Here is a 24,482-nt window from a genome sequence, read left to right as displayed (position 1 = left end):
CCCGCGTTCGCGGACCATCCTCACCGCCTCAAGCTTGAACTCGCGGCTGAACTTCCTTCTTTGCATTGTGGACCTCCGATAGGTGGAAACACCCTATCTCGGTGTCCACCAAACCGGCAGCAGGCCATTCCGGCGTTATCGCCCGTTGACGGAAACCTGACATTCTGAATTTTGCTGCGCCACTGTTGATGCCAGACAAAAAAGTAGCCGACGCGCTGGCAGTTGAGCTTTCGAGTATGGCAGTTTTTCGTCGTGCCATACGCGCAAACCCGCAGAACACCGACCATCGCGTGTCCGAAGCTGGCACGGCTTTTATCTTGCCATAAGCCCGCACCTCAGATTTCGACAGCCGCAACCGCCCGACCTGCCCATAAACAAACGCCGCAACGGGATCGTGCGGCTCGGCAGGCACACCCAACATTTACCACTGCGGTGTAATCGAATTCGATGACCCGTCGCCCGACCTATCGCCGATCTTCGACGACATGGCCGAGGAAGATCGCGCGCTGCATCGGCATCATGCGGTCAACCGAGCGTTCGTAACGTCGCAGCCTGCGCCGCTCGTCCGCGCTCAACGTGCTTCCGCCGGACACCTTAGCCTCGCATCAAATCGAGCTGCACGACGTTGGCGCCGTCGCGGAGTTTGTCGAGGTAATCGGACCACCATTGCGCCATGCGGACGCGCTCGTCCCAAAAGGTGCCGCGATTATATGCCGAGCGAACGCGGTCGGGGTCGTGATGGGCCAGCGATTTCTCGATGGCGTCGGGATGCCAGCGCCCGGACTCGTTGAGCAGCGTGCTAGCAACCGCGCGGAATCCGTGCGCGGTCATTTCCTCATTGGTGTAGCCGATCCGGCGCAGCGCCTGATTGAGCGTGTTTTCGCTCATCGTCTTTTTCGGCGTGTGGAAGGCCGGGAAGAGGTAGGTGGACGGATGCTGGAGCGATTGCAGTTCGCGTAGCAGTTCGACGCTCTGACGCGATAGGGGAGCGGTGTGGGGCCGCTTCATCTTCATCTTGGCGGCGGGAACGTGCCAGACCGCTTCGGCCAGATCGATGTCATCCCATTCGGCGGTTCGGATTTCGCCGGGACGCAGAAAGACGTGCGCGGCCAGTTGCAGGCCGATCCGCGTTTCGACGCGACCGGAGTAATCGCCGATGGCGCGTAGCAGTTCGCCGACCTTTTTGGGTTCGAGAATTGCGGAGCGATGCTTGACCTTGGGAATGACCAGCGCGCCGCGCAGCACGTCGGCGTGATTATACTGGGCGCGAAGTGTCGCAATGGCATAGCGAAAGACGCGGCCAGCGAAAGAGCGGGTCCGCAGCGCCGTTTCGTGATGTCCGCGCCGCTCGATCCGCTTAAGCGCTGCCAGCAGCTCGTGCGGCGACACCTCGGCGACCGGAACATGGCCTATGTAGGGATTGAGCAGATCGCGGAACCAGCGAAGTTTGCTGATCGTGGCGGGCGATTTTCCCTCGACCGCCATCTTCTCAATATATTCGTCGGCAACGAGGCGGAACGTGTTGCGCGCCTCCGTCATCGCCTTGATCTTTGCCTCGCGCCGCTGCTTGCCCGGATCGACGCCTTCGGCGATCTTCTTCCGGGCCTCGTCGCGCTTCTCCCGCGCGGCTTTCAAGCTGACCTGGGGGAATTTCCCAAGCGCCAGCTTCTTCTCCCGGCCATCGATCCGGTATTTAAGACGCCAAAGGAGCGAACCGTTGGGCTGAACGAGGATAAACAGCCCGTCGGCGTCGGACACCTTGTACGGCTTTGCACGGGGCTGGAGATTCTGGATTTGAATGACCGTAAGCATGGCAACTCCAATTCAGGACTCGAATTGGTCAATCGCCGAAAAATTGGCCCCCAACGAGGGTCAAACAGCCACGGATTTACGTGGACGCGCACAGACGATCAACGCCTTGCGTATAGCACATCAGAGTGAATTTTTGAAGGTTTTCCGCCACTTATCGGGACGGGGACTGGTGCCGCTTACAGGACTCGAACCTGTGACCCCATCATTACGAATGATGTGCTCTACCAACTGAGCTAAAGCGGCAACGATGGGCGCCTCTATCAGCGCCTTGGGGGGAAAACAAGCGTCCTTGCGCAAGATTCGGCGTTCGGTTTCTTTCCTGTCCCGGCTGTGCGGGAGGCGCGTGCGGTGGGCGGCCTAATCCGCGCCGAGCGGCAGTTCGGTCGTCGACTTGATTTCGGACAGCGCGACTGTCGAATTGATTTCCTGCACACCGGGCAATTTGCTCAGCTGGTCGAAGAAGAAACGTTCATAGGCGTCGATGTCCTTCGCAACGATACGCAGCATGAAATCGGTGGTGCCCATCAGGACATAGGCGTCGAGCACCTCCGGAAATCCCCGGATCGTTGCGCTGAACTCGTCGAGATTCGCACGTCCGTGCGCGTTGAGCTTCACTTGCGCGAAGACGTGCGCGTTGAGCCCGACCTTTCGCCGGTCGACGATCGCTACACGCTTCTTGATGAATCCCTCGCGCTCGAGGCGATCGATGCGGCGCCAGCAGGGCGACACCGACAGCCCGACGCGCTCGGCGATTTCGGCCGTCGTTTGATTCGCGTCGCGCTGCAGTTCGCGGAGGATTTTTATCTCGAAGGGATCAAGATCGGTCATTTCATCCTCATAATGGATATATTCAGGTTATAACATCCATTTATTGATCCCTGTCGCCGGAATGCGATCAAGTTTGCCCATGGCAAAGATGCGACAAGCCGCTCTCATCCAGAGGAGAGTGTTTCATGGTCGTCCGTCTTGCCCGCCTGGCCCCGCCGCTCGAATGCGTGCGCCTTTATGACCTCGAGGCGGGACTCGACGGCTTCATCGCGATTCATTCGACGGCCCTCGGGCCGGGGGCGGGTGGATGTCGTCTATGGTCCTATCCCGACATGAAGCAGGCGCTCGGCGATGCCGTGCGGCTTGCCGAAGGCATGAGTTACAAGAATGCGCTTGCCGGCCTGCCGCTCGGCGGTGCCAAGGCGGTGCTGCGGCGTCCCGAAGGCGAATTTGACCGGGTGGCACTGTTCCGTGCGTTCGGCCGGGCGGTCGAAAATATGGGCGGCCTCTACGTCACCGCCGAAGATGTCGGCACATCGGTCGAGGATATGCAGGAGGTCGCTTCGGTCTCGCGGCATGTCGCCGGACTGCCTGCGGTGGCAGGGCGCGCGGGAGGCGACCCGTCGCCATGGACCGCGAGGGGCGTGTTCGAGTCGATGCAGGTCGCGGCCGAATTTGCGTTGGGACGTGATCTGTCGGGGCTGACGGTCGCCGTGCAGGGAACCGGCAATGTCGGCGCCGACCTTTGCCGCCGGGTTGCCGAAGCCGGCGCGCACCTGATCATCGCCGACGTCAATCCGTCGCGCCGCGACCGGCTGAAGGCAATATATGGCGCGGATGTCGTCGATGTTTCGGATATCGCATCGGTCGAGGCTGACGTGTTTGCGCCCTGTGCGCTCGGCGGGGCGCTTGACCGCGAGACAGTCGCGAAGCTGAAGGCAAAAGTCGTTTGCGGTGCGGCGAACAACCAGCTTGCGACCCCCGATGTTGCGGCGCTGCTGCTCGAACGCGGCATTGTCTATGCCCCTGACTATGTCGTCAACGCCGGCGGCATCATCAACGTGTCGGCCGAATATCTGGGCGAGGACGAGGATGATGTGAAGCTGCGCGTCGCGGCGATCGCGCCGCGCGTCGGCGCGCTGCTCGAACGCGCGGCGCGCGAGGGGCGCTCGCCCGCGCTCGTTGCCGACGAAATGGCCGAAGAGGTCATCGCGGGCGCGCAGCGCGAGGCCGCCTGATGCATCGCTTCCGGATCGACGCGATCCTCGACCCGCAATCGCTGCTGCGCGTGACCGGCTATTTCGCGCAGCGGTCGATCGTGCCGAGCGAAATGAAAATGCACGTCCTGCCGGGCCATATGCGGATCGAGGTGACGGTGCGCGATCTCGACCCGCGGCAGGCGGCAACGATCGCGGCCAAGCTCGGCGAAGTCGTCGCGGTGACCGGCTCGGAGCTGGAGGAATTGGCCACCTAGAGGCAATGGCGGCCCGTAGCGAACGGAGCCAAGCTCAGCTACGGGCCGCAACAGTATCTCTACTGCTTTGGTAGAGTGACAGCGGGGCTTGTGTTTGGCTAGACAGGGCAGGTTCGAAACAGCGCAGCAACCACTCCGTTCATCGCCCGATATGTCCAGCCAGCCGACCCGCAAAAAGGGACTCATCATCCGCCACGTCCCCCATGAGGGGATCGCCGGCTATCGCGAGCCGATCGAGGCGGCGGGATATGAACTCGATCGCATCGACGTTGCGGATCCGGGTTTTGGTGCGGTCGATCTGCGCGAACCCGACCTCTTGATCATGATGGGTGGTCCGATGGGGGTGTATGAGCAGGAGCAGCATCCGTGGATCGCGTGCCAGATGCGGCGGCTCGCCCATCGGCTCGATGCCGGGCGGCCGACGCTGGGCGTGTGCTTCGGCGCGCAGATGATGGCTGCGGCGATGGGCGCGCGGGTCTATCCCGGGCCGGCGAAGGAGGTGGGGTTCCACCCGCTGAGCTTCGTCGATGCCGAATCGCCGCTGCGCCACCTCGCCGATATTCCCGTCCTTCACTGGCACGGCGATACCTTCGACCTTCCCGGCGATGTCGAATTGCTGGCATCGACCCCCGGCTACCGGCATCAGGCTTTTCGTCGCGGCCGCAATATCCTGGCGCTGCAATTTCATGGCGAAATGGGGCTTGATCCGCGGTTCGACGAATGGCTGCGCCAATGGCCCGACGCGCTGGCCGAAGCGGGCGGCTGTGCCGACGGGATGCGTGTGCTTCATCAGCGTTTCGGCCCATCCGCCGTCGCGGCCGGACGCCGCATGATTGCCGAATGGCTTGCCGGCCTGTCGGAATGAGCGCGCCGCACTGACTTCAAGTTTTTCTTTGCGCAATGCGAGACGGCGATAGCTTGCCTCGCCCCGCGGTGCGTGCAAGGGCCACGCTGACAAGCGACGGGAGACGAAGGCGATGCATTTCGACGTGGTGATTGTGGGTGCGGGCCATGGCGGCGCGCAGGTCGCGGTGATGCTGCGGACGCAGAAGTTTGCGGGCAGCATCGCGATCATCGGCGACGAACCCGAATTGCCCTATGAACGCCCGCCGCTGTCGAAGGAATATTTCGCGGGCGAGAAGGAATTCGAACGCATCCAGCTGCGTCCGGCGAAATATTGGGACGAGCGCGAAGTGACGATGCTGCTCGGCACGCGCGTCGTCGCGGTCGATCCGGTGGGTCATAAAGTCACCACCGACGCGGGCGAGGCGATCGGTTATGGCAAGCTGGTCTGGGCCACGGGTGGCGCGCCGCGCATGTTGCCGATTCCGGGCGGCGACCTTTCCGGCGTGCAGGGTGTGCGCACCCGCGCCGATGCCGACGCGATGAAGGCGGCGTCTGACACCGCGGGCCAGATCGTCGTGATCGGCGGCGGTTATATCGGACTCGAAGCCGCGGCGGTGCTCAGCAAGGCGGGAAAGAAGGTCGTGCTGCTGGAGGCGCTCGACCGCGTGCTCGCGCGCGTCGCGGGGATCGAGCTTTCGCGCTTCTATGAAAAGGAGCACCGCGACCATGGCGTCGACCTCCGGCTCGGCGTGTGCGTCGATGCGATCGAAGGCGACGGCCGTGTCACTGGCGTCCGCCTTGCCGATGGCGAGGTCATCCCGGCCGATCTGGTGATCGTCGGCATCGGCATCGTGCCGGCGGTCGAGCCGCTGGTCGCGGCGGGCGCCGAGGGCGGCAACGGGGTTCTCGTCGACGCGCTGTGCAAGACGAGCCTGCCCGACATCTATGCGATCGGCGACTGCGCGGCGCATGAAAATGCCTTCGCCGAAGGCGCGGTGATCCGCCTCGAATCGGTGCAGAATGCGAATGACCAGGCGAATGTCGTCGCGAAGGGCATCGTCGGCGACGAAGCGGGCTATCATGCGATCCCGTGGTTCTGGTCGAACCAATATGACCTCAAGCTCCAGACCGCGGGGCTTTCGACCGGCCACGATCAGGCGGTGCTGCGCGGCGACCCCACGACGCGCAGCTTCTCGGTCGTCTATCTGAAGGCCGGCCGGGTGATCGCGATCGACTGCGTCAACGCGACCAAGGATTATGTCCAGGGCCGCATGATCGTCACCGCCGGCCTCCACGCGACCGCCGAACAGCTTGCCGACACCGAAACCCCGCTGAAGGCGCTGCTCCCGGCCTGACGCCCTACCAGCGGATCGTCACCCCGACCGTGCCGCCATAGCGTCGGCTGCGCGGCCCGTCGGCATCGAAGCCATAATCGCCCTTCAGATGCACCGCGACGCTTTCGCCGAAGCGTGCGACGAGTCCGGCGCCGACCTCGGCTTCGGTCCGGGCAAGGTCGGTGTGGATCGGGTCGGTGCCGAAACGCGTGTCCTGGTCGCCCGAGAAGCCATGCCACAGGCTGGCGTGGAGATAGGGCTGGATCGCGCCATATTCGCCCTGCAACCGCAGCCCGACGCGGCCGGTGAGCGAATCGCCCGCGGCAAAATCGATCGTCGAAAAGGTGTCGGCGCGGTCGTCGAGCTCGATCCGCTGCCAGACGATCTGCGCTTGCGGTTCGAGCGTCCAGCGGCTCGACAGCGCAATCGGATATCCGGCTTCGAGCGATGCGGCCCAGCCCTTGCCATCGACGTCGATTTCTTCACCGCTGCTCGCGGCCGCTTCGCCGTCGAACCAGCTGTGCATGACGACCGCGTCGACATACCAGCCGCTTGTCCCGACCAGCGTCGCATAGCCCGCAAGGCTGGTCGCCTTGATGTCGATCTGGCCGACCGTCAGGTCGTTCCAGCCGAGCGCACGCCCTCGGACGGTGCCGTCGGTCGACGCGCGCCCGATGAAGGCGCCAAGGCGGATATGGGTGCCCCCGTCCTCGCCCCAGCCGGCAAAATCCTGACCGATCTGGAAGCCTGAGACGTCGCCGTCGAGCGAGGGGGCGACGGCGCCGTCCCATTTGATCTCGCTATTCTCTGCGAAGAGGCGGCCCCAGGTCGACGGAAGTACGCCGCCGCCGCGCAGCAGCGCCTGCTCGCCGCGGCGTTCGTGGAAGGTGCCGAGCGTGGCGGCGGCGAGATGATGCGCGACCGGCACCGCCGCGACAAAGGCGGGTACCTCGGGGCGGTAGAGCGGAACGGCTTCGCCAGCCTCGGCGACAACCGGCGTTGCGTCCGGCGTCGGTGGCGGGACCGCGGGGTCGGGTGAGGGGAGCGGCGCCGGCTTCTCCGGCGGTTCGGGCGGCGGCGGCGGCGCTTCGGGCGCGGGCGCGGGTGGCGGCGCGGGCGTTGGCGTCGGCGGGGGATCGGTCACCGTCACGGGCGGCGCGGGGTCGACCGGATCGGGATCGACCGGCGTCGGCTCGGGCGGCGGGGGCGGCGGATCGGGCACCGGCGGCGGCGGAGGTGCCGGCGGCTCGGGCGGGAGCGGCTCGGGCGCCGGCGCGGGCGGCGGTGTCAGGACCGGTGGCGCGGGTGCAGGTTCGGGTGGCGGCGGCGCCGCGGGTGCAGGTGGCGGTGGCAAGGTCGAGCGCAGATACCAATTCTCTCCCGTCCCGGCCGTGGTGCCGCCGCGGAACAGGAAATATTCATAGGCGCCGACTGCGACGCGATGGTTGAGCGCAAAGGCGCCGCTCGCGGTTGTCCCGCCGTTGATCGCTTCGACAACGAGGATCCCGTTGAGCGCCGTGACGGCGCCGGTGCCGCCGGCATTGAGCACGGTGATGCCTGTCGTACCCGACGCGTTGCCGCCGGCGATCACCAGCTTGTCCGACAGCGAGGCATCGTTGCCGAGCACCGTGTCGATCAGCAGCAGCCCGCCATCGCCGATATAGTCGCCGCGCACGGTGAAGCTATCGCCCGGCGTATTACCTCCGTTGGTCAGGTCGATCCTTCCGGCGTTGACCAGCGTCGCGCGCTGGCCCGCGGCGAAGGCGGTGACGCCGCCTTGCCGCCCGCCGCCGAAGATCGTGCTCGACGCGTCGAGTTCGAAGCGGCCGGTACCCGTGCCGGCATCGCCGAGCGTCAGGAAACCATCGAAAGTCAGCTCGCTATCGTTCGTTGCTGAAATGTTTTCCCAGCCGTCGAATCGCGCGATACCGCCCGTTGTCACATTGGCGAAAACGATTGCGTCACGGCCTTCGCCGCCCGTGATCCGCGGCGACCGGCCGAGGTTGGCGGCGGTCAGGTTGGCGAGGCGCGCGCTGTCATCGTCGCCGCCCATGTCGATCGTACCATGCACGACGCCGCCGCCGTCCCAGACGAAACGGTCGGTTCCGACGCTCATCAGTACGTCGCCGCCCACCGACCCGCCGGTGACCGTCACGCTGTCGGTCCCGCCCGACACGCTGATGTTGCCGCCGATCGTGCCGCCCGAAAGGATGATCGTGTCGTTGCCGAACCCGGTGACGAGGTTGCGGTCAATCGTGCCGCCCGACATGTCGAACAGATTGTCGGCAAGCTTCATGTTGACGCGGCCGATTCGCCCGCCGGTCATCCGTGCGACGTCGCCATCGTCGAACGCGTCGACGATGCGGCCTCCCGACATGAAGAAGGTATCGAGCGCGCCGCCCTGGTTGAGGATATTGATCTCGCCGCCTGTCATCACGAAATCGTCGACGCCTTCGCCTTGCTGGACCTGGCCCGTGACCGTCCCCGCGCCGATCCGGAAACGGTCGTCGCCATTGCCCTGATCGACCGAGCCTTCGATGCGACCCGAATCCACCGCGATGGTGTCGGTGCCGGCGCCGAACGTCACATTGCCGGCGATGGTCCCGGTTCCGCCGGAGGGGAGCGTGAGCTGGTTGTTACCGCCCGGATCGGTGAGGCCGCCGGGCGAGGTTCCGCTGCTGCAGACATGCGCGTCGTTGCCGGCGGTGGGCGTGAAGACGCACTGGGCGAGGGCGGGGGAGGCTTGCCCCAACGCGAGTCCGGCGACGGTCGAAAGCAGAACAGGCTTTCGGCGCAGGGCAGGCGGTGTCGTTTTCGGCGTGGGGATCGCGGGCATAAGACATCACTCCCTTTCGGGTCAGTGTGCCCCCCTGTTCGTGCAGGCTATAAACCGAATGTTGCCAAATTGCTAAGCATCGACCGGCGGTTCGTCGCCGAGTGCCTTTTTAAGCGTCGCCTTGATGTTGCGAAGCAGCCGGCGCAGCGCGATGATCACGATGACCGCCGCGACCGCAAGCAGGATCGCGATGACGATCGCGAGCGGCGGATAGGCGATGGCGAGCGCGAGGAGGCCGCCCGTGGCGACATCCTCGCCGGTCGAGACAACCGCATTGCTGAAGGGTTCGGGGCTGACATTGACGACCGCGCGCGTCGTGGCCTTTGCGCCATGGCTCAGCAAGGCTCCGCCGCCGCCCAGCAGGAAGGCGATCACCTGCCAGGCAGGATCGGAGGAGTCGACGAGCGCGAGTGCGAGCAGCGCGCCGCCGAGCGGGCGGATGATGCTGTGCACCGTATCCCAGATCGAATCGACCCAGGCGATCTTGTCGGCGAGGAACTCGGCGAGCGTGCCGACCAGCGCGACCCCGAGGACCCAAGGGTTGGCGAGCACCTGTAGCGCCGCGAGATGTTCGGGCAGCGGAAGCCAGCCGAAGTGCATCGCAATCCCGGTCGCCAATATGGTGAGGTAAAGCCGCCAGCCGGCCAAGAGGCTCAGGCTGCCGGCGACGCCCAAAATCTCGACGATTCCCAAAGCCCTGCTCCCCGCCGTTGATCTGTCCGGCATCTTGCACCCGCCGAAGCCTGCCCGCAATGGCGAGATGACAAGGCGGATCGGCGCGGTTATCGCCTGTGCCATGACCCAGAATGTTCCGTCGTCCGCCCCGCCCGCGACCTTACCCGATGGCGCCATTCCCGCCGCGACGCTTGTCATCATGCGCCCGTCCGAAAGCGGCGGGGCCGACGAGATATTGATGGTCAAGCGGTCGGCGACGATGGCGTTTGCTGCCGGCGCGGTCGTGTTCCCCGGCGGCCGGGTCGATCCCGACGACTATCTGGTGGCGTGCCAACACGGCTTTGGCGTCGATGACGCCGACGGTGCCGGGCGAGTTGCCGCGCTGCGCGAGACGCTGGAGGAAACGGGGCTCGCGGTCGGCTGGCCCGGGCTGGCGGAAGACGATGTGGCGGGGGTGCGCCAGGCGCTGCTCGCCGGGACCCTGCTCTCCGACATCCTTGCGGTGCGGGGCGACCGAATCGCATTGGAATCATTTATTCCCTTCGCGCGCTGGTGCCCGAATTTCAAAGAGGCGCGGACCTTTGATACGCGATTCTATGCGGTGGCGGCGCCGCCGCATGGCCATGAGCTGACGGTCGAGGAAGCCGAACACAGCCATATTTTCTGGGCGAGTGCACAGGACACGCTGGCGATGGCCGACCGGGGCGATGTGTCGGTAATTTTCCCGACCCGCCGCAACCTCGAACGTCTAGCGCAAGTCCCGGATTTTCTGAGCTTTTCTGCGCATTCCGGCCAGTATCCGGTCGAGCTGATCACGCCGTGGGTCGAAGAGCGCGACGGTGCGACGCATCTGTGCATTCCCGCGCATCTGGGATACCCCGTCACGAGCGAAAGCTTCGATCGCGTACGGCGCGGATAAACGACGTTCGGGCGAACAACTTTTTCCCTATTTAGCAATTTGCTAAGAATTGGCGGACTAGGGCAAAACGTCGTTGCAATTGCTGAAGCCTGTGCCTAAGAAGGCCGGGCAGAAGCAGACCGGGGGATTTTCCCTTGGTGTGATTCGACAAGACTAATCCAGTGGACGGAGAAAATGATGAACCTGCTTAAGAAGGCTGCGATCTCTCTCGCAGCGACCTCGATGATCGCGGCGCCGGTTGCGGCGTCGGCCGCTCCCGCAGCCAATGCTGCTTCGGCCGTTGATGGCCAGAGCGAGCTCGAAGGCAGCACCAGCTGGATCATCGCTGTCCTCGCTCTCGTTGCTGTCGTTGGCGGCATCATCATCGCGTCGGACAACGACGACGATTCGCCGACCAGCCCGTAATCGACGGCTGATCGATACCGATACCAAAAGGCTCCGAGCTCCGCTCGGGGCCTTTTGTGCGTCTGGAGCCAGCGATTTTCGCAGGCCCTGTCCGCGGCCGGGCGATGATCCCGGCCGTTTTTTGCAATCAGATATCGACGTTCCGAATGGCGCGTGACCGTGCGAGCGGGATCGCTTGCCGCGCGCGCTCGGTTGCGGCGCTGTCGATCGGAGCCAGCCGGATCGTATAGCCTTCGTCGCTTGTGCTGCCGGTCGCGCCGGCATCGGCCAGGACGCCGCCCCACGGATCGATCGCGATGCTATGGCCAAAGGTCTGCCGCCCGTCCGCGTGCGTGCCGCATTGTGCCGCTGCGACGACATGGCATCCCGTCTCGATCGCGCGTGCGCGCATCAGGACGTGCCAATGTGCCTCACCGGTCGACATGGTGAAGGCGGCCGGGATCGCAATCAGCGTCGCGCCGCGGTCGACCAGCGCCCGATAGAGTTCGGGAAAGCGCAGGTCATAGCAGACGCTGAGGCCCAATCGTCCCAGCGGGGTATCGACGACCGCGAGCGTATCGCCCCCCGCATAGGCCGCCGATTCCTGCCAATTCTCGCCCGATGGCAAGGTGACATCGAACATATGGACCTTGTCGTACTGCGCGCGGATGCTGCCATCGGCGGCGATGATATGGCTGCGATTGACCCGCCGCTCGCCATCGGCGGCGAGCAACGGCATCGAACCCGAATGCAGCCACAGCCCGTGTTTACGGGCCATCGCCTGGAGCGCGGCGGGCCACGGGCTGTCGGCCTCGTGCGCGATGTGCGCCGCCGATCGCGCGCGGTCGCGGTCGAGCAGTAGCGACATTTCGGGAAGGAACGCCATCGCCGCGCCGCCCGCGGCGGCTTCGCCCATCGCACGGTCGATCGTCCGCAGGTTGGCCGCGGGGTCGATCCCGCTCGTCATCTGGATCAGCGCGGCGAGGGGGGCGGCGGGTGAGGGCGGTGTCTCCATGGCATCTGGCTAAGCCGCTGCGGCGCCGAGGACAAGCGCGGCAGTGGTGACAGTTCAGTGGCCAGCAAGGTTCGAAGGCGATAAGATAGGCCAATGTCCTATTCTCCCGCGCGCCAGCCGCTTCGTTTTGCCCCTTCGCTTCTTCTCGCCGGCGCCGCCGCGCTGCTTCTGGTACCGCTTGCCGCCGACGCGCAGACCGGCGCTCCGGTCGCCAGCGCGCAAAGCCAGGCGAAGAACAGCGACTGGCTCTATGTCGGCAGCGACATTCCCCGCGATACCGCATGGCAATTCGGCGTGCTCCCCAACGGGGTGCGCTATGCGGTCCGGAACAACGGGGTGCCCCCGGGGCAGGTGTCGATCCGTGTCCGCATGGACGTCGGTTCGATGTTCGAAACCGAAGAGGAGCGCGGCTATGCGCACCTGCTCGAACATCTGACCTTCCGTGGGTCCGAACATATTCCGGACGGCGAGGCAAAGCGCATCTGGCAGCGCTTCGGTGTGACCTTCGGCAGCGATTCGAACGCGCAGACGACGCCCACCCAGACGGTGTACCAGCTCGACTTGCCCAGCGTCACCGCGGCCAATCTCGACGAGAGCATGAAATTGCTGTCGGGCATGATCCGCGAGCCGCGCATCTCGGAACTGGCGGTCGCCGCCGAACGCGGCGTGGTGATGTCGGAATTGCGCGAATCCGACGGGCCGCAAAAACGTATCGGCGATGCGACCAACGCGCATCTCTTTGCGGGGCAATTGCTCGGCGACCGCTCGCCGATCGGCACCACGGCCTCGCTGGGGAAGGCGAGCGCGACATCGGTCGGTGCGTTCCATAATCGCTGGTATCGCCCCGACCGCGCGGTGGTCGTGATCGTCGGCGACGCCGATCCGGCGGTGCTCGCCGGGCTGGTCGCGAAATATTATGGTGACTGGAAGGCCGACGGCCCCAATCCCGCCGATCCCGATTTCGGCAAGCCCGACCCCAAGCAACCTGCGGCGCGCGAGATCGTCGAGGCGAACCAGCCGCTCGCGCTGACGCTGGCGATGGTGCGGCCGTGGAAAAAACGCATCGACACGGTCGAAAATACGCGGCGGCTCTACCTCGAATTTATCGCGCAGGCGCTCGTCAACCGCCGGCTGGAAAATCGTGCGCGCAGCGGGGGCAGCTATCTCGTCGCGACGGTCGAGCAGGAATATGTCAGCCGCAGCGCCGATGTGACGATGGCGTCGATCGTTCCCTTGAACGACTGGAAGGCCGCGCTTGCCGACGTGCGCGGGGTGATCGCCGACGCCACGAAAAATCCGCCGTCGCAGGCGGACATTGACCGTGAAGCCAATGAGATACAGGCTTTTCTGGTCAAGGAACTCGAAAATGCCCGCAACGAGCCCGGCGCGAGGCTGGCCGACGATATGGTGCGCGCGGTCGACATCAACGAAACGGTGACCAGTCCGCAGGGGCAGGTCGACATGTTCAAGGCGATCCGCGCCTCGGCGACGCCGAAGGTGATGCTCGACATCAGCAAGGCAATCTTTGCCGCGCCCGTGACGCGCGTCGTGCTGACGACGCCGACCGCGGCGGGCGGCGACGCCGCGGTGCTCGCGGCGCTGAAAGCGCCGGTGACGGCGCGCGACGACCGGCTGGCGACGGTGAAGGCCGATTTCAAGCAGCTTCCAGCGGTCGGTCAGCCGGGGACGATCACCTCGACCAATCCGATCCTCGGGCTCCGCGCCGAGCGGATCGAATTCGCCAATGGCGTGACTGCGCTCGTGTCGAACAACAAGGTCGAGCCCGGCAAGGTGCGCGTCAACGTGCGCTTCGGTACCGGCAACCGCAGCGTCGCCGCCGATGCGCCGAACCTTTTGTGGACCGGCGACTATGCGCTGGTCGCGAGCGGTATCGGGCCGTGGGGGCAGAACGAGATCGACCAGCTCACCAACGGGCGGCAGATCCAGATGAATTTCGCGATCGACGACGATGCGTTCGAACTGTCGGCCGAAAGCAAGCCCGCCGACCTCGCCGACCAGATGCGGCTGATGGCGGGCAAGCTGGCGCAGCCGCGCTGGGACCCCGCACCGATCGAGCGGCTGCGGATCGGCTATCTCACCGGATACGACCTCAACGACGCGACGCCTAACGCGGTGCTCGACCGCAATCTGCGCGGCTGGCTGACGAACAATGACGCGCGCTGGGCGGCGCCCGACAAGGCGCAGATTGAGGCGCTGACGCCGGCGGCTTTCCGCGCTTTCTGGGAACCACGGCTCGCCAGCGGGCCGATCGAGGTGCAGATTTTCGGCGACCTTGAAACGGTCGATTACAAGAAGATCCTTGCCGAAACACTCGGCGCGCTGCCGGCGCGCCAAACCTTGGCACCGCCCGCGGGCCAGCGCGTCGATTTCGCCAAACATGTGACGGCGCCCGAGATTGCCTATCACCGCGGCGAACAGGGGCAGGCGGCGGCGATGACCGCCTGGCCGACCGGCGGCGGCCTCGCCAACCCGCGCGACGCGCGGGGCCTCGAGGTGCTGGCTGCGATCTTCAACGATCGCCTGTTCGACCGCCTGCGCGCCGAACAGGGGGCAAGCTATGGCCCCGTCGTCGACAGCCATTGGCCGACCGGGTTCGACAGCGGCGGTTACCTGCTCGTCGGCAGCCTGCTTGCGCCGAAGGATCTCGACCGCTTCTATGGCATCGCCCGCGACATCGCCGCCGACCTCGTGGCGCGCCCGGTCAGCGCCGACGAGCTGACGCGCAACGCGGTGCCGATCCGCGAACAGGTCGCGCGCGCCTCGACGGGCAATGTCTACTGGATGTTCCTGCTCGAAGGCGCGACGCGCGACCCGCGCGTCGCCGCCGCCGCGCTTTCGATCCAGGACGATATTTCGGCGGTCACCGCGGCCGATGTCCAGCGCCTCGCGCGGCAATATCTGACCCCCGCGCGCCAATGGTCGCTGGCGATCCTGCCCAAGGGGATGACGCTGGCCGATGCGTCGGCGCTGGGTGCTGCTGCACCGGCACCCGCCGCAGCAGCGCCGGTCGGCGGCCGCTAGGCGTCGCGCTAAGCCGCCGGGGGACGCGTCCGGCGAATGCGCGGCTCGTGATCGAGCTCGCCCTTGGTCATGATGTCGTGGCGCATCTTCGCGCGAACATCGTGGATCGAGGCGATCACCGGTCCCATTGCGACGCCGAGGTCGATCAGCACCGCTTCGGCGAGTTGCAGCGAGCTTTCGAGCGTTTCGGGGACGGCGTCATTGGCGCCCGCGCGATAAAGCGCCGCGGCATGGTCGGCGTCGCGCGCGCGGCTGATCACGGGCAGGTCGGGATATTTCTGCTTCAGCTGCCGCGTCATGCGCAGCTGCTGCACCGGGTCGTCCATCGTCAGCACGATGGCATTGGCGCTTTCGATCCCCAGCCGGTCGAGGCTTCCGGGCCGCGCGACGTCGGCGAAGCGTACGCTGAAGCCGTCGCGCCGCGCCGCGGCGACGGTGTCGATGTCGGCATCGACCGCGATATAGGGCCGGTCGTGCTGACGCAGCAGTTCGGCGATGGTGTGGCCGACGCGGCCGAAGCCGACGATCACGGTGCGGCCCTCGGGCGTTTCTTCGCCTTGTGCGTCGCCCGACCGCATTTCGATCCGCCGCGCCATGTCGTGGCCGATCCGCGCGAGGAGCGGCGTGATCGTCAGGCCGATCGCGGTGACCAGCTGCCAGAATTCGGCGGTGGTGCGGCTGATAAGCTGTGCCTGCAGCGCGGTCGCTAGCACGATCAGCGTGGTTTCGGACGGGCTGGACATCAGCAGGCCGACTTCGGCGGCGGTGCCGCGCCGCGCGACCCCGGAAAAGCGCAGCAGCGCGGCGGTCACGACGGCCTTGACGAGCACGACGCCGATCACGGCGGCGATCAGCTGGGGCCAGAGCGCGGCGATCGTCTTGAGGTTGAGCCCCATGCCCACGCTGATCAGGAACACCCCGAGCGCGAGGCCCTTGAACGGCGCGGTGATCGCCTCGACCTCGTTATGATATTCGGTTTCGGCGATCATCAGGCCCGCGAGTAGCGCACCGACGATCGGCGAAAGCCCGACCGCGGCGGTCGCAAGCGCCGCGACGATGACGACGAGCAGGCTGGCGGCGAGGAAGAGTTCGGGGTCCTTCGCGCGCGCCGCCTGCGCAAAGATCCGCGGCAGCAGGAACCAGCCGCCGATCGCGAGGCCGGCGACGACGACGACACCCTGCCACAGCGTCGTGAGCAGCAATTCGGCGCTGTCGCCCGACGCGGCCGGTGACAGCGCGGCGAGGACGAAGATGATCGGGACGAGCGCGAGGTCCTCGAACAGCAGCATCGAAAAGGCCGATTTGCCGACTGCGGACTTGGTGCCCGCGATCGGAAGCACGAGCGCGGTCGACGACAGCGCGAGCGCGATGCCGAGGCCATAGGCGGCGGCGGTCGACAGGTTGCCGACAAGCAGCAGCGCGGTGCCGAGGATCAGGCCGCACAGGGTCAGTTCGGCGGCGCCGATCCCGAACACCAGCTTGCGAAGCTGCCACAGGCGGCGAAACGACAGTTCGAGCCCGATCGAGAAGAGCAGGAGGATGATGCCGAGTTCGGCAAACAGCGCGATTTCCTCCGCCGACCCGATCGTGAGGTGACGCAGCCAGGGGTAATCGCCGGTCAGCGACCCCAATCCTGACGGCCCGACGAGCAGGCCGACGAGGATGAAGCCGATCACTGGCGAAATCCGGAACCGCGCGAACGCGGGGATGATGACGCCCGCGGCGCCCAGCACCACCAGCGCGTCGCCGATGAGCGAGGTTTCTGTCTCCGATACCATAAGGGCCGACCTTATGCAGGCCGGCCCCGATTGGCTAGACGTCTAACCCAACCTTTTTGGTTGTTATCAGCTACCCATCTTGGCTTCGAGATTTTCGACGATCGCCTCGAAGAAACCTTCGGTGGTCAGCCAGTTCTGGTCGGGACCGATCAGCAGCGCGAGATCCTTGGTCATCTTGCCGCTCTCGACCGTCGCGACGCAGACCTTTTCGAGGTCGTCGGCGAATTTGACCAGCTCGGCATTGCCGTCGAGCTTGCCGCGGTGCTTGAGGCCGCCGGTCCACGCGAAGATCGACGCGATCGGGTTGGTCGAGGTCGCCTTGCCCTGCTGGTGCATGCGGTAGTGGCGCGTCACGGTGCCGTGCGCGGCTTCCGATTCGACGGTCTGGCCGTCGGGGGTCATCAGCACGCTGGTCATCAGGCCGAGCGAGCCGAAGCCCTGTGCGACGGTGTCCGACTGGACGTCGCCGTCGTAATTCTTGCAGGCCCAGACGAACTTGCCGCTCCACTTGAGTGCCGAGGCGACCATGTCGTCGATCAGGCGATGTTCGTAGACGATGCCGATTTCATCGAACTTTGCCTTGAATTCGGCGTTGAACACTTCTTCGAACAGGTCCTTGAAGCGGCCGTCATAGGCCTTGAGGATCGTGTTCTTGGTCGACAGATACACCGGCCACTGGCGCGCAAGGCCATAGTTAAGGCTGGCGCGCGCGAAGTCGCGGATCGAATCGTCGAGATTGTACATGCCCATCGCGACGCCCGACGACGGGAACTGGAACACTTCCTCGTCGATCAGCGTGCCGTCCTCCCCTTCGAACACCAGGCGCAGCTTGCCGGGGCCGGGGACGCGGAAATCGGTCGCCTTATACTGGTCGCCGAACGCGTGACGGCCGACGACGATCGGGTCGGTCCAGCCGGGGACGAGGCGCGGGACATTCTTCATCACGATCGGTTCGCGGAAGACGACGCCGCCGAGGATGTTGCGGATCGTGCCGTTCGGCGACTTCCACATCTTCTTCAGGCCGAATTCCTCGACGCGCGCTTCGTCGGGGGTGATCGTCGCGCACTTCACGCCGACGCCATATTTCTTGATCGCGTTCGCGGCCTCGACGGTGATCTTGTCGTCGGTGCGGTCGCGTTCCTCGATGCCGAGGTCGTAATAATGAAGGTCGATGTCGAGATAGGGCAGGATCAGCCGTTCGCGGATCCATTGCCAGATGATCCGGGTCATTTCGTCGCCGTCGAGTTCGACGACCGGGTTGGCTACCTTGATCTTGCCCATGCTTTCAGCCTTTTTCCTTGGGGAGTCGGAGTTGCAGCGGGCCTTAGGCAAAGCGGGGCGATTGATCAACTGCCCCGTCGCAACGGGGTTCGTGCCCGGGTGGCAACGATCGCGGTGCCTTATCCATTGTCAGTATAGAAGCGGCACCCTAGAAGAACGGCCCATGTCCCATATCATATCCTCGAACCGCCCCGGCGGCGGTATCAAATGGCACTGGCCCTCGGTTCATCCCGAAGGCCGCAAGTTCCTGTTAATCGCCGGTATCGTGACCCTCTGCTTCTGGCTGCTCGGCTGGGAGATCGTCGGCTGGCTGATGCTCGGCGTGACGATCTGGGTCGGCGCCTTCTTCCGCGATCCGGTGCGCGTGACCCCGGCCGGCAGCGATGTGATCATCGCGCCCGCCGACGGGCTCGTCACCCAGATCGCCGAAGTGCCGCCGCCGCCCGAGATCGCGGGGGCCGACGGGCTGGGCGCCGCGCCGATGCTGCGCGTGTCGATTTTCATGAGCGTCTTCGACGTCCACATCAACCGCACCCCCGTCGCGGGGACGCTGCGCAAGCTCGTCTATATTCCCGGCAAGTTCGTGAATGCCGACCTCGACAAGGCGAGCGAGGAGAATGAGCGGCAGCATTTCGTCGTCGAACGCGCCGATGGCGTGCGCATCGGCTTCACCCAGATTGCGGGCCTTGTCGCGCGGCGCATCATGCCCTTCGTCACGATGGGCAACGAACTCGCCACCGGCCAGCGCGTCGGGCTGATCCGTTTCGGCAGTCGTGTCGACGTCTACCTGCCCGCGGGAACGACCCCGCAGGTGCTGTTGGGTCAGCGCACGCTGGCGGGCGAGACCGTCGTCGCGCGGATCGGTACGGCGGAGACGATCGAAGGCATCGGACAATAAGGTGGCGGACGGCCCGCCGATCGACGACGGACAGGTCGCGCCCGATGCGGCGGGGCGCCGTATCGCCGGGCTGAGCCTGCGCGCGTTCGCGCCCAATGCGATCACCATCCTCGCGCTCTGTTCGGGGCTGACCGGCGTCCGCTTCGCGATCGGCGGCGAATGGGCCGCGGCGGTGACGATGATCATCGTCGCCGGGGTGCTCGACGGGATGGATGGGCGGATCGCCCGGCTCTTGCGCGCGCAGAGCAAATTCGGCGCCGAACTCGATTCGCTGTCCGACGTGATCGCTTTCGGTGTCGCGCCGGCGATGATCCTGTTCCTCTGGTCGCTCGCCGCCGCGCCGAAATTCGGCTGGACCGCGGCGCTGGCGCTCGCGGTATGCTGCGCGCTCCGCCTCGCGCGCTTCAATTCGCGCATGGATGCCGATTTCCAGCCGCACAAATCGGCGGGCTTCATGACCGGCATTCCGGCCCCCGCGGGCGCGGGACTGTCGTTCGTTCCCGTCTATCTGTGGCTGGTGACCGGGAACGACCTGTTCCGCGAATGGTATGTCGTCATGCCCTGGGCGCTCGGCGTCGCGATGCTGATGATTTCTGCGATCCCGACCTACAGCTGGTCGTCGATCCGGCTCCGCCGCTCGTGGCGGCTGTTCGCACTCGCGGGCGTCGGCCTGCTCGGCGCGGCGCTCGTCACCGCGCCGTGGCAAACGTTGCTGGCGGTGTGCGCGCTCTACCTCGTGTTGCTGCCGTTCGGCATTGCAAGCTATGCGAAGGTCAGGCGGCGCGGCTGAGCGCCGGCTGCATGCGAGCCGCGGCGCGGACGGGGCGCGGGGCATCGCGGCGCGTCGGCGAACGGCGCAGCGTCACCGTCTGCGATGCGGGTCCAGGCTGCGGCGCAGTATCGGCAGGGAAGGCGCCTTCGCCGAGCAGCGCCGAGAGAATCGCATTCTCGTTATTCTTGAGCATGGCCAGGATCACCGTGACGCCGAGACCGGCGGCGAGGGCGAAGAGGAGGGCGGCTGCGACCTGAACCATGATCTTGTCCTTTCGGCTTTCGTATGCGAAACCTTTGGTTAACCAGCGACGGTTTCCATGGTCTTTTCGTTCCATGTTCCCGTTTTGTTCTCAACCTGTTTGCGACGAACGGAGTCGCTTTGTCGACGAATTGAGTCGACGCCGTCGTTCGGTTGAACCCGAAAATGCGCGCGCGGCCCTTGCTTTTGGTGGCCAAGCCCGCTAACGGGCCGCCCATTCCACATGGAAGGCGCACATACCGGTGCCGGGATCATCTCTTCGCGGATGCCTCGGTTCTTGCCTTTCAGAGGACTAACCGGAAGGAGAAAGACTATGGCGGCACCTGTCGTCACGATGCAGAATCTTATCGAAGCTGGCGCCCACTTCGGCCACCAGACCCACCGTTGGAACCCGCGCATGAAGCCGTATATCTTCGGCGCGCGCAACGGCATCCACATCCTCGACCTGTCGCAGACCGTGCCGCTCTTCGCGCGTGCGCTCGACTTCATCGCGTCGTCGTCGGCGGCCGGTGGCAAGGTCCTGTTCGTCGGCACCAAGCGCCAGGCGCAGGGCCCGATCGCCGATGCGGCCCGCGCTTCGGGTCAGCATTTCGTCAACCACCGCTGGCTGGGCGGCATGCTCACCAACTGGAAGACGATCTCGAACTCGATCAAGCGCCTCAAGACGCTCGAAGAGCAGCTCTCGGGCGACACCTCGGGCCTCACCAAGAAGGAAGTGCTCAACAAGACGCGCGAGCGCGACAAGCTCGAAATGAGCCTGGGCGGCATCCGCGACATGGGCGGCATCCCCGACGTGATGTTCGTGATCGACGCGAACAAGGAAGAGCTGGCGATCAAGGAAGCCAACGTCCTTGGCATCCCCGTCGTCGCGATCCTCGATTCGAACGTCTCGCCCGACGGCATCGCTTTCCCGGTTCCGGCGAACGATGACGCCGCGCGCGCCATCCGCCTTTACTGCGATGCGGTTGCCCAGGCGGCGACGCGTGGCGGCCAGCAGGCCCGCGCCAACCGCGGCGAAGACCTTGGCGCCGCTGTCGAGCCGACCGCCGAACCCGTTCTGGTCGAAGAAGCCGCCGCTCCGGTGACCGAGGACGAACAGGTCCCGGCCGAAGCTGCCGCCGAAACCGAACGTCAGAGCGACGCATAATCGCTCTCGGGCATGATGGGATGGCGCGCTGCTTCCAGTGGCCGCCGTCCCTGTCATTCCTCTGACTTATCGCCCCGCCATGCGCGCGGGCGTCCCGCGGGCCAGATGGGCTCGCCCCTTTTGAAAGGAATATTCCATGGCTGAGATTACGGCCGCCCTCGTCAAGGAACTGCGCGACCGGACGGGCGCAGGCATGATGGACTGCAAAAAAGCGCTCGCCGAAAACAACGGCGACATCGAAGCGTCGATCGACTGGCTGCGCACCAAGGGTCTCGCCGCCGCGGCCAAGAAGGCCGGCCGCGTCGCGGCCGAAGGTCTCGTCGGCTTTGCGACCGAGGGCGCCAAGGGTGCGCTCGTCGAAGTGAACAGCGAAACCGACTTTGTCGGCAAGAATGAGCAGTTCCAGGAATTCGTCCGTGACGTGACGCAGGTCGCGCTTGCCGGCAGCATCACCGACATCGACGCGCTGAACGCTGCGGCCTATCCGACCGGCGGCACCGTCGCGGAAAAGCTGACCAGCAACATCGCGACGATCGGTGAAAACCAGTCGCTGCGCCGCAGCGCGGTCGTCTCGGTCGGCTCGGGCGTCGTCACGGGTTATGTTCACAACGCTGCCGCACCCGGCATGGGCAAGATCGGCGTGCTGATCGCGCTTGAATCGACCGCCGGCGCCGACGTTCTTGAACCGCTCGGCAAGCAGCTGGCGATGCACGTCGCCGCCGCGAACCCGCTGGCGCTGAACGGCGACGATCTCGACGCCGACCTCGTCGCGCGCGAACGTGCGATTGCCGAAGAAAAGGCAGCCCAGTCGGGCAAGCCCGCCGAAATCGTCGGCAAGATGGTCGACGGCGCGATCGCCAAGTACCGCAAGGAAAATGCGCTGCTGTCGCAGCTCTTCGTGATGGACGGCAAGACCCCGGTCGCCGAAGTCGTCGCCGCCGCCGGCAAGGATGTCGGCGCGACGATCACGCTCAAGGGCTTCGTCCGCTTCCAGCTCGGTGAAGGCATCGAGAAGGAAGAAAGCGACTTCGCGGCGGAAGTCGCGGCCGCCGCTGGCGTCTGATAAAAGATACGCGCGATTGCAGCGCTGCGGCGCCGCAGTCCGCTTGGCAATGGCGCGTACTCTGACTAGGGTGCGCGCCATTCGCTTATTCATCGATTACATAAGGTTCCCCCAACTATGGCTCTGCCCGGCATGAAACGCATTTTGCTGAAACTGTCGGGCGAGGCGTTGATGGGCTCCAGCCCCTTTGGCATCGACCCCGAAACGGTCGCGAGCATGGCGGCCGAGGTCAAGGAAGCGAAGGGGCGCGGGCTTGAAATCTGCCTCGTCATCGGTGGCGGCAATATCTTTCGCGGTATGGCGGGCGCCGCCAAGGGCATGGACCGCGCGCAGGCCGACTATATGGGCATGCTCGCGACCGTGATGAACGCGCTGGCGATGCAGAATGCACTCGAACAGCTTGGCGTCGAAACGCGGGTCCAGTCGGCGATCGAGATGGACAAGGTGTGCGAGCCCGTTATCCGCCGCCGCGCCGAGCGCCATATGGAAAAGGGCCGCGTGGTGATCTTTGCCGCGGGTGTCGGTGCGCCCTATTTTACGACCGACAGCGGGGCTGCGCTCCGCGCCGCCGAAATGAAATGCGACGCGCTGCTGAAAGGTACCAGCGTCGACGGCGTCTATAACGCCGATCCGAAGAAGGACCCGAACGCGGTCCGTTACGACACGCTGAGCTATGACCGCGTGCTCGCCGACAATCTGAAGGTGATGGACGCGAGCGCGGTGGCGCTCTGCCGCGACAACCATATTCCGATCGTCGTGTTCAACATCCGCGAACCCGGCAATCTGGCGCGCGTGCTGGCGGGCGAGGGCGTTTCCACCATCGTCGGCGATGCCGACTGACGAAAACACGCCCGGCGACGCTGCGGCCTGAGCAATCAAGAGAGGAAAGACAGATGGCGAAATATGACAAGGCCGACCTTGAGCGCCGCATGCACGGCGCGGTCGAATCGCTGAAGAGCGACCTCGCGGGCCTGCGCACCGGTCGCGCGCACACCGCGCTGCTCGATCCGGTGACGGTCGAGGTCTATGGCAGCCACATGCCGCTTAACCAGGTCGCCTCGGTCAGCGCTCCCGAGCCGCGGATGCTGTCGGTGCAGGTGTGGGACAAGTCGAACGTCGGCCCCGTCGACAAGGCGATCCGTTCCGCCGGCCTCGGCCTCAACCCGATCGTCGACGGCCAGATGCTGCGCCTGCCGATCCCCGAAATGACGCAGGAGCGCCGCAAGGAACTTTCGAAGCTCGCCGGCCAATATGCCGAAAAGGCACGCGTCGCGGTCCGCAACGTCCGCCGTGACGGCATGGACAATCTCAAGGCCGACGAGAACAAGAAGGAAATCAGCGAGGACGATCGCAAGCGGTCGGAAACCGAGGTCCAGAAGCTGACCGACGCGACGATCGCCGAAATCGACGCCGCCGCGACCGCCAAGGAAAAGGAAATCCTGGGCTAGTGGATCGGTCGGTTTCCGGGACCCTGTGCAGATTATGACGACACCAGCCGCCAGCCACGGCGCACGCCATGTCGCCATCATCATGGACGGCAATGGCCGTTGGGCCAAGAAGCGCCTGCTGCCCCGCGTCGCCGGGCACAAGGCCGGGGTCGAGGCGGTGCGCACCATCGTGCGCGCGGCGGGCGACCTCGGCATCGAGGCGATGACGCTCTACGCCTTCAGTTCCGAAAACTGGAAACGGCCCGAGGAAGAGGTCAGCGACCTGATGGGGCTGATGAAGCGCTTCATCCTGTCTGACCTCGACGAATTCGCCGCGAACGATGTGAAGCTGAAAGTCATTGGCAACTGGCGGGCGCTCGCGCCCGATGTCGTCGCGCTGATCGAAAATGCACTGACTCGCACCTCGGGCAACAAGCGCACGACGCTCGCGGTCGCGCTCAACTATGGCGCGCAGGACGAGTTGGTGCGCGCGGCGACCGCTGCGGCTGCATCGGGCGAGATCACGGCCGATGCGATCGAGGCGAACCTCGATACAGCGGACATGCCGCCGCTCGACCTGCTGATCCGCACGTCGGGCGAAGTGCGGCTGTCGAATTTCCTGCTCTGGCAGTCGGCCTATGCCGAACTCTATTTCACCGACAAGCTGTGGCCCGATTTCAAACCGGCCGATCTGAAAGCAGCGCTCGACCATTTTGCGCGGCGCGACCGCCGATACGGGGGACTTTAGGG

Annotated in this window: 23 protein-coding genes and 1 tRNA gene; 14 read left to right on the top strand and 10 right to left on the bottom strand. The window is 65.4% G+C overall.

Annotated features, from left to right (window positions below; translation table 11 throughout):
• Positions 1 to 28 precede the first annotated feature (28 nt).
• The 4 genes from ACIPPQ_RS10120 to ACIPPQ_RS10105 form a co-directional block, all read right to left on the bottom strand.
• Complete coding sequence (locus tag ACIPPQ_RS10120) at positions 29 to 421, bottom strand: hypothetical protein (protein ID WP_446543969.1); 393 nt, start codon at positions 419 to 421, stop codon at positions 29 to 31.
• Between the two features lie 173 nt (positions 422 to 594).
• Positions 595 to 1,812 carry a tyrosine-type recombinase/integrase gene (locus ACIPPQ_RS10115; protein WP_446543968.1) on the bottom strand — a complete coding sequence of 406 codons (1,218 nt, stop codon included), beginning with the start codon at positions 1,810 to 1,812 and terminating at the stop codon, positions 595 to 597.
• A 167-nt stretch (positions 1,813 to 1,979) separates the two neighbouring features.
• Positions 1,980 to 2,055, bottom strand: a tRNA-Thr gene (locus ACIPPQ_RS10110).
• Positions 2,056 to 2,169: 114 nt separating this feature from the next.
• Positions 2,170 to 2,640 carry an Lrp/AsnC family transcriptional regulator gene (locus ACIPPQ_RS10105; protein WP_446543967.1) on the bottom strand — a complete coding sequence of 157 codons (471 nt, stop codon included), beginning with the start codon at positions 2,638 to 2,640 and terminating at the stop codon, positions 2,170 to 2,172.
• A gap of 125 nt (positions 2,641 to 2,765) precedes the next feature.
• Here ACIPPQ_RS10105 and ACIPPQ_RS10100 point away from each other — a divergent pair, with 125 nt between their 5' ends.
• From ACIPPQ_RS10100 to ACIPPQ_RS10085, 4 genes are all read left to right on the top strand, one after another.
• Positions 2,766 to 3,818: a Leu/Phe/Val dehydrogenase gene (locus tag ACIPPQ_RS10100; protein WP_446543966.1), complete on the top strand. Its 1,053-nt coding sequence runs from the start codon at positions 2,766 to 2,768 to the stop codon at positions 3,816 to 3,818.
• Positions 3,818 to 4,054 (top strand): hypothetical protein, encoded by a 237-nt coding sequence (locus ACIPPQ_RS10095; RefSeq protein WP_446543965.1) that lies wholly within the window; start codon positions 3,818 to 3,820, stop codon positions 4,052 to 4,054. The genes ACIPPQ_RS10100 and ACIPPQ_RS10095 overlap by 1 nt, the downstream gene beginning before the upstream one ends.
• A gap of 151 nt (positions 4,055 to 4,205) precedes the next feature.
• Positions 4,206 to 4,919: a glutamine amidotransferase gene (locus tag ACIPPQ_RS10090; protein ID WP_446543964.1), complete on the top strand. Its 714-nt coding sequence runs from the start codon at positions 4,206 to 4,208 to the stop codon at positions 4,917 to 4,919.
• 112 nt (positions 4,920 to 5,031) lie between these two features.
• A complete protein-coding gene (locus ACIPPQ_RS10085) occupies positions 5,032 to 6,255 on the top strand; it encodes an NAD(P)/FAD-dependent oxidoreductase (RefSeq protein ID WP_446543963.1) in 1,224 nt (407 codons plus the stop codon).
• 4 nt (positions 6,256 to 6,259) lie between these two features.
• On the opposite strand, the gene ACIPPQ_RS10080 is transcribed toward ACIPPQ_RS10085, so the two are convergent.
• The gene (locus ACIPPQ_RS10080; protein WP_446543962.1) at positions 6,260 to 9,070 is read right to left on the bottom strand and encodes an autotransporter family protein; all 2,811 of its coding nucleotides are present in this window, start codon (positions 9,068 to 9,070) and stop codon (positions 6,260 to 6,262) included.
• A 72-nt stretch (positions 9,071 to 9,142) separates the two neighbouring features.
• Positions 9,143 to 9,763, bottom strand: a complete 621-nt coding sequence (locus tag ACIPPQ_RS10075; protein WP_446543961.1) for a DUF4126 domain-containing protein — start codon at positions 9,761 to 9,763, stop codon at positions 9,143 to 9,145.
• Between the two features lie 103 nt (positions 9,764 to 9,866).
• Between ACIPPQ_RS10075 and ACIPPQ_RS10070 the strand changes: the two genes are divergently transcribed.
• Both ACIPPQ_RS10070 and ACIPPQ_RS10065 read left to right on the top strand, forming a co-directional pair.
• Positions 9,867 to 10,664 carry an NUDIX hydrolase gene (locus ACIPPQ_RS10070; RefSeq protein ID WP_446543960.1) on the top strand — a complete coding sequence of 266 codons (798 nt, stop codon included), beginning with the start codon at positions 9,867 to 9,869 and terminating at the stop codon, positions 10,662 to 10,664.
• A gap of 174 nt (positions 10,665 to 10,838) precedes the next feature.
• Positions 10,839 to 11,069: a hypothetical protein gene (locus tag ACIPPQ_RS10065; protein WP_446543959.1), complete on the top strand. Its 231-nt coding sequence runs from the start codon at positions 10,839 to 10,841 to the stop codon at positions 11,067 to 11,069.
• A 127-nt stretch (positions 11,070 to 11,196) separates the two neighbouring features.
• Here the strand turns inward: ACIPPQ_RS10065 and ACIPPQ_RS10060 are convergent, their stop codons facing one another.
• The gene (locus tag ACIPPQ_RS10060; protein WP_446543958.1) at positions 11,197 to 12,063 is read right to left on the bottom strand and encodes a carbon-nitrogen hydrolase family protein; all 867 of its coding nucleotides are present in this window, start codon (positions 12,061 to 12,063) and stop codon (positions 11,197 to 11,199) included.
• 93 nt (positions 12,064 to 12,156) lie between these two features.
• Here ACIPPQ_RS10060 and ACIPPQ_RS10055 point away from each other — a divergent pair, with 93 nt between their 5' ends.
• A complete protein-coding gene (locus ACIPPQ_RS10055; protein WP_446543957.1) occupies positions 12,157 to 15,105 on the top strand; it encodes a M16 family metallopeptidase in 2,949 nt (982 codons plus the stop codon).
• Between the two features lie 8 nt (positions 15,106 to 15,113).
• On the opposite strand, the gene ACIPPQ_RS10050 is transcribed toward ACIPPQ_RS10055, so the two are convergent.
• Both ACIPPQ_RS10050 and ACIPPQ_RS10045 read right to left on the bottom strand, forming a co-directional pair.
• Positions 15,114 to 16,883 (bottom strand): cation:proton antiporter domain-containing protein, encoded by a 1,770-nt coding sequence (locus ACIPPQ_RS10050; RefSeq protein WP_446543956.1) that lies wholly within the window; start codon positions 16,881 to 16,883, stop codon positions 15,114 to 15,116.
• Between the two features lie 66 nt (positions 16,884 to 16,949).
• On the bottom strand, positions 16,950 to 18,164 hold the full coding sequence (locus tag ACIPPQ_RS10045; RefSeq protein WP_446543955.1) for an NADP-dependent isocitrate dehydrogenase: 1,215 nt from the start codon (positions 18,162 to 18,164) through the stop codon (positions 16,950 to 16,952).
• Between the two features lie 163 nt (positions 18,165 to 18,327).
• Between ACIPPQ_RS10045 and ACIPPQ_RS10040 the strand changes: the two genes are divergently transcribed.
• Together ACIPPQ_RS10040 and ACIPPQ_RS10035 are read left to right on the top strand one after the other, a co-directional pair.
• The gene (locus ACIPPQ_RS10040) at positions 18,328 to 19,062 is read left to right on the top strand and encodes a phosphatidylserine decarboxylase (RefSeq protein WP_446543954.1); all 735 of its coding nucleotides are present in this window, start codon (positions 18,328 to 18,330) and stop codon (positions 19,060 to 19,062) included.
• Between the two features lie 19 nt (positions 19,063 to 19,081).
• Entirely contained in the window at positions 19,082 to 19,852 is a 771-nt protein-coding gene (locus ACIPPQ_RS10035; RefSeq protein ID WP_446543982.1) for a CDP-alcohol phosphatidyltransferase family protein, read from the top strand.
• Here ACIPPQ_RS10035 and ACIPPQ_RS10030 read toward each other — a convergent pair.
• Positions 19,836 to 20,096 (bottom strand): hypothetical protein, encoded by a 261-nt coding sequence (locus tag ACIPPQ_RS10030; RefSeq protein WP_446543953.1) that lies wholly within the window; start codon positions 20,094 to 20,096, stop codon positions 19,836 to 19,838. The two genes, ACIPPQ_RS10035 and ACIPPQ_RS10030, sit on opposite strands and share 17 nt — an antisense overlap.
• 312 nt (positions 20,097 to 20,408) lie before the next feature.
• Here ACIPPQ_RS10030 and rpsB point away from each other — a divergent pair, with 312 nt between their 5' ends.
• The 5 genes from rpsB to uppS all read left to right on the top strand — a co-directional run bounded on the left by rpsB (position 20,409) and on the right by uppS (position 24,480).
• The gene (gene rpsB, locus ACIPPQ_RS10025) at positions 20,409 to 21,242 is read left to right on the top strand and encodes a 30S ribosomal protein S2 (RefSeq protein WP_327457633.1); all 834 of its coding nucleotides are present in this window, start codon (positions 20,409 to 20,411) and stop codon (positions 21,240 to 21,242) included.
• Between the two features lie 136 nt (positions 21,243 to 21,378).
• Positions 21,379 to 22,305 carry a translation elongation factor Ts gene (gene tsf / locus ACIPPQ_RS10020; protein WP_327457631.1) on the top strand — a complete coding sequence of 309 codons (927 nt, stop codon included), beginning with the start codon at positions 21,379 to 21,381 and terminating at the stop codon, positions 22,303 to 22,305.
• 117 nt (positions 22,306 to 22,422) lie between these two features.
• Entirely contained in the window at positions 22,423 to 23,145 is a 723-nt protein-coding gene (pyrH, locus tag ACIPPQ_RS10015) for a UMP kinase (protein WP_446543952.1), read from the top strand.
• A 53-nt stretch (positions 23,146 to 23,198) separates the two neighbouring features.
• A complete protein-coding gene (frr, locus tag ACIPPQ_RS10010; protein ID WP_293646677.1) occupies positions 23,199 to 23,753 on the top strand; it encodes a ribosome recycling factor in 555 nt (184 codons plus the stop codon).
• A 34-nt stretch (positions 23,754 to 23,787) separates the two neighbouring features.
• Positions 23,788 to 24,480, top strand: a complete 693-nt coding sequence (uppS, locus tag ACIPPQ_RS10005) for a polyprenyl diphosphate synthase (RefSeq protein ID WP_446543951.1) — start codon at positions 23,788 to 23,790, stop codon at positions 24,478 to 24,480.
• Positions 24,481 to 24,482: the final 2 nt, after the last annotated feature.

The organism is Sphingopyxis sp. LARHCG72, assembly GCF_052871675.1.
The sequence above is the reverse complement of the archived record's forward strand: the minus strand, read 5'-3'. Positions and strand labels throughout refer to the sequence as shown.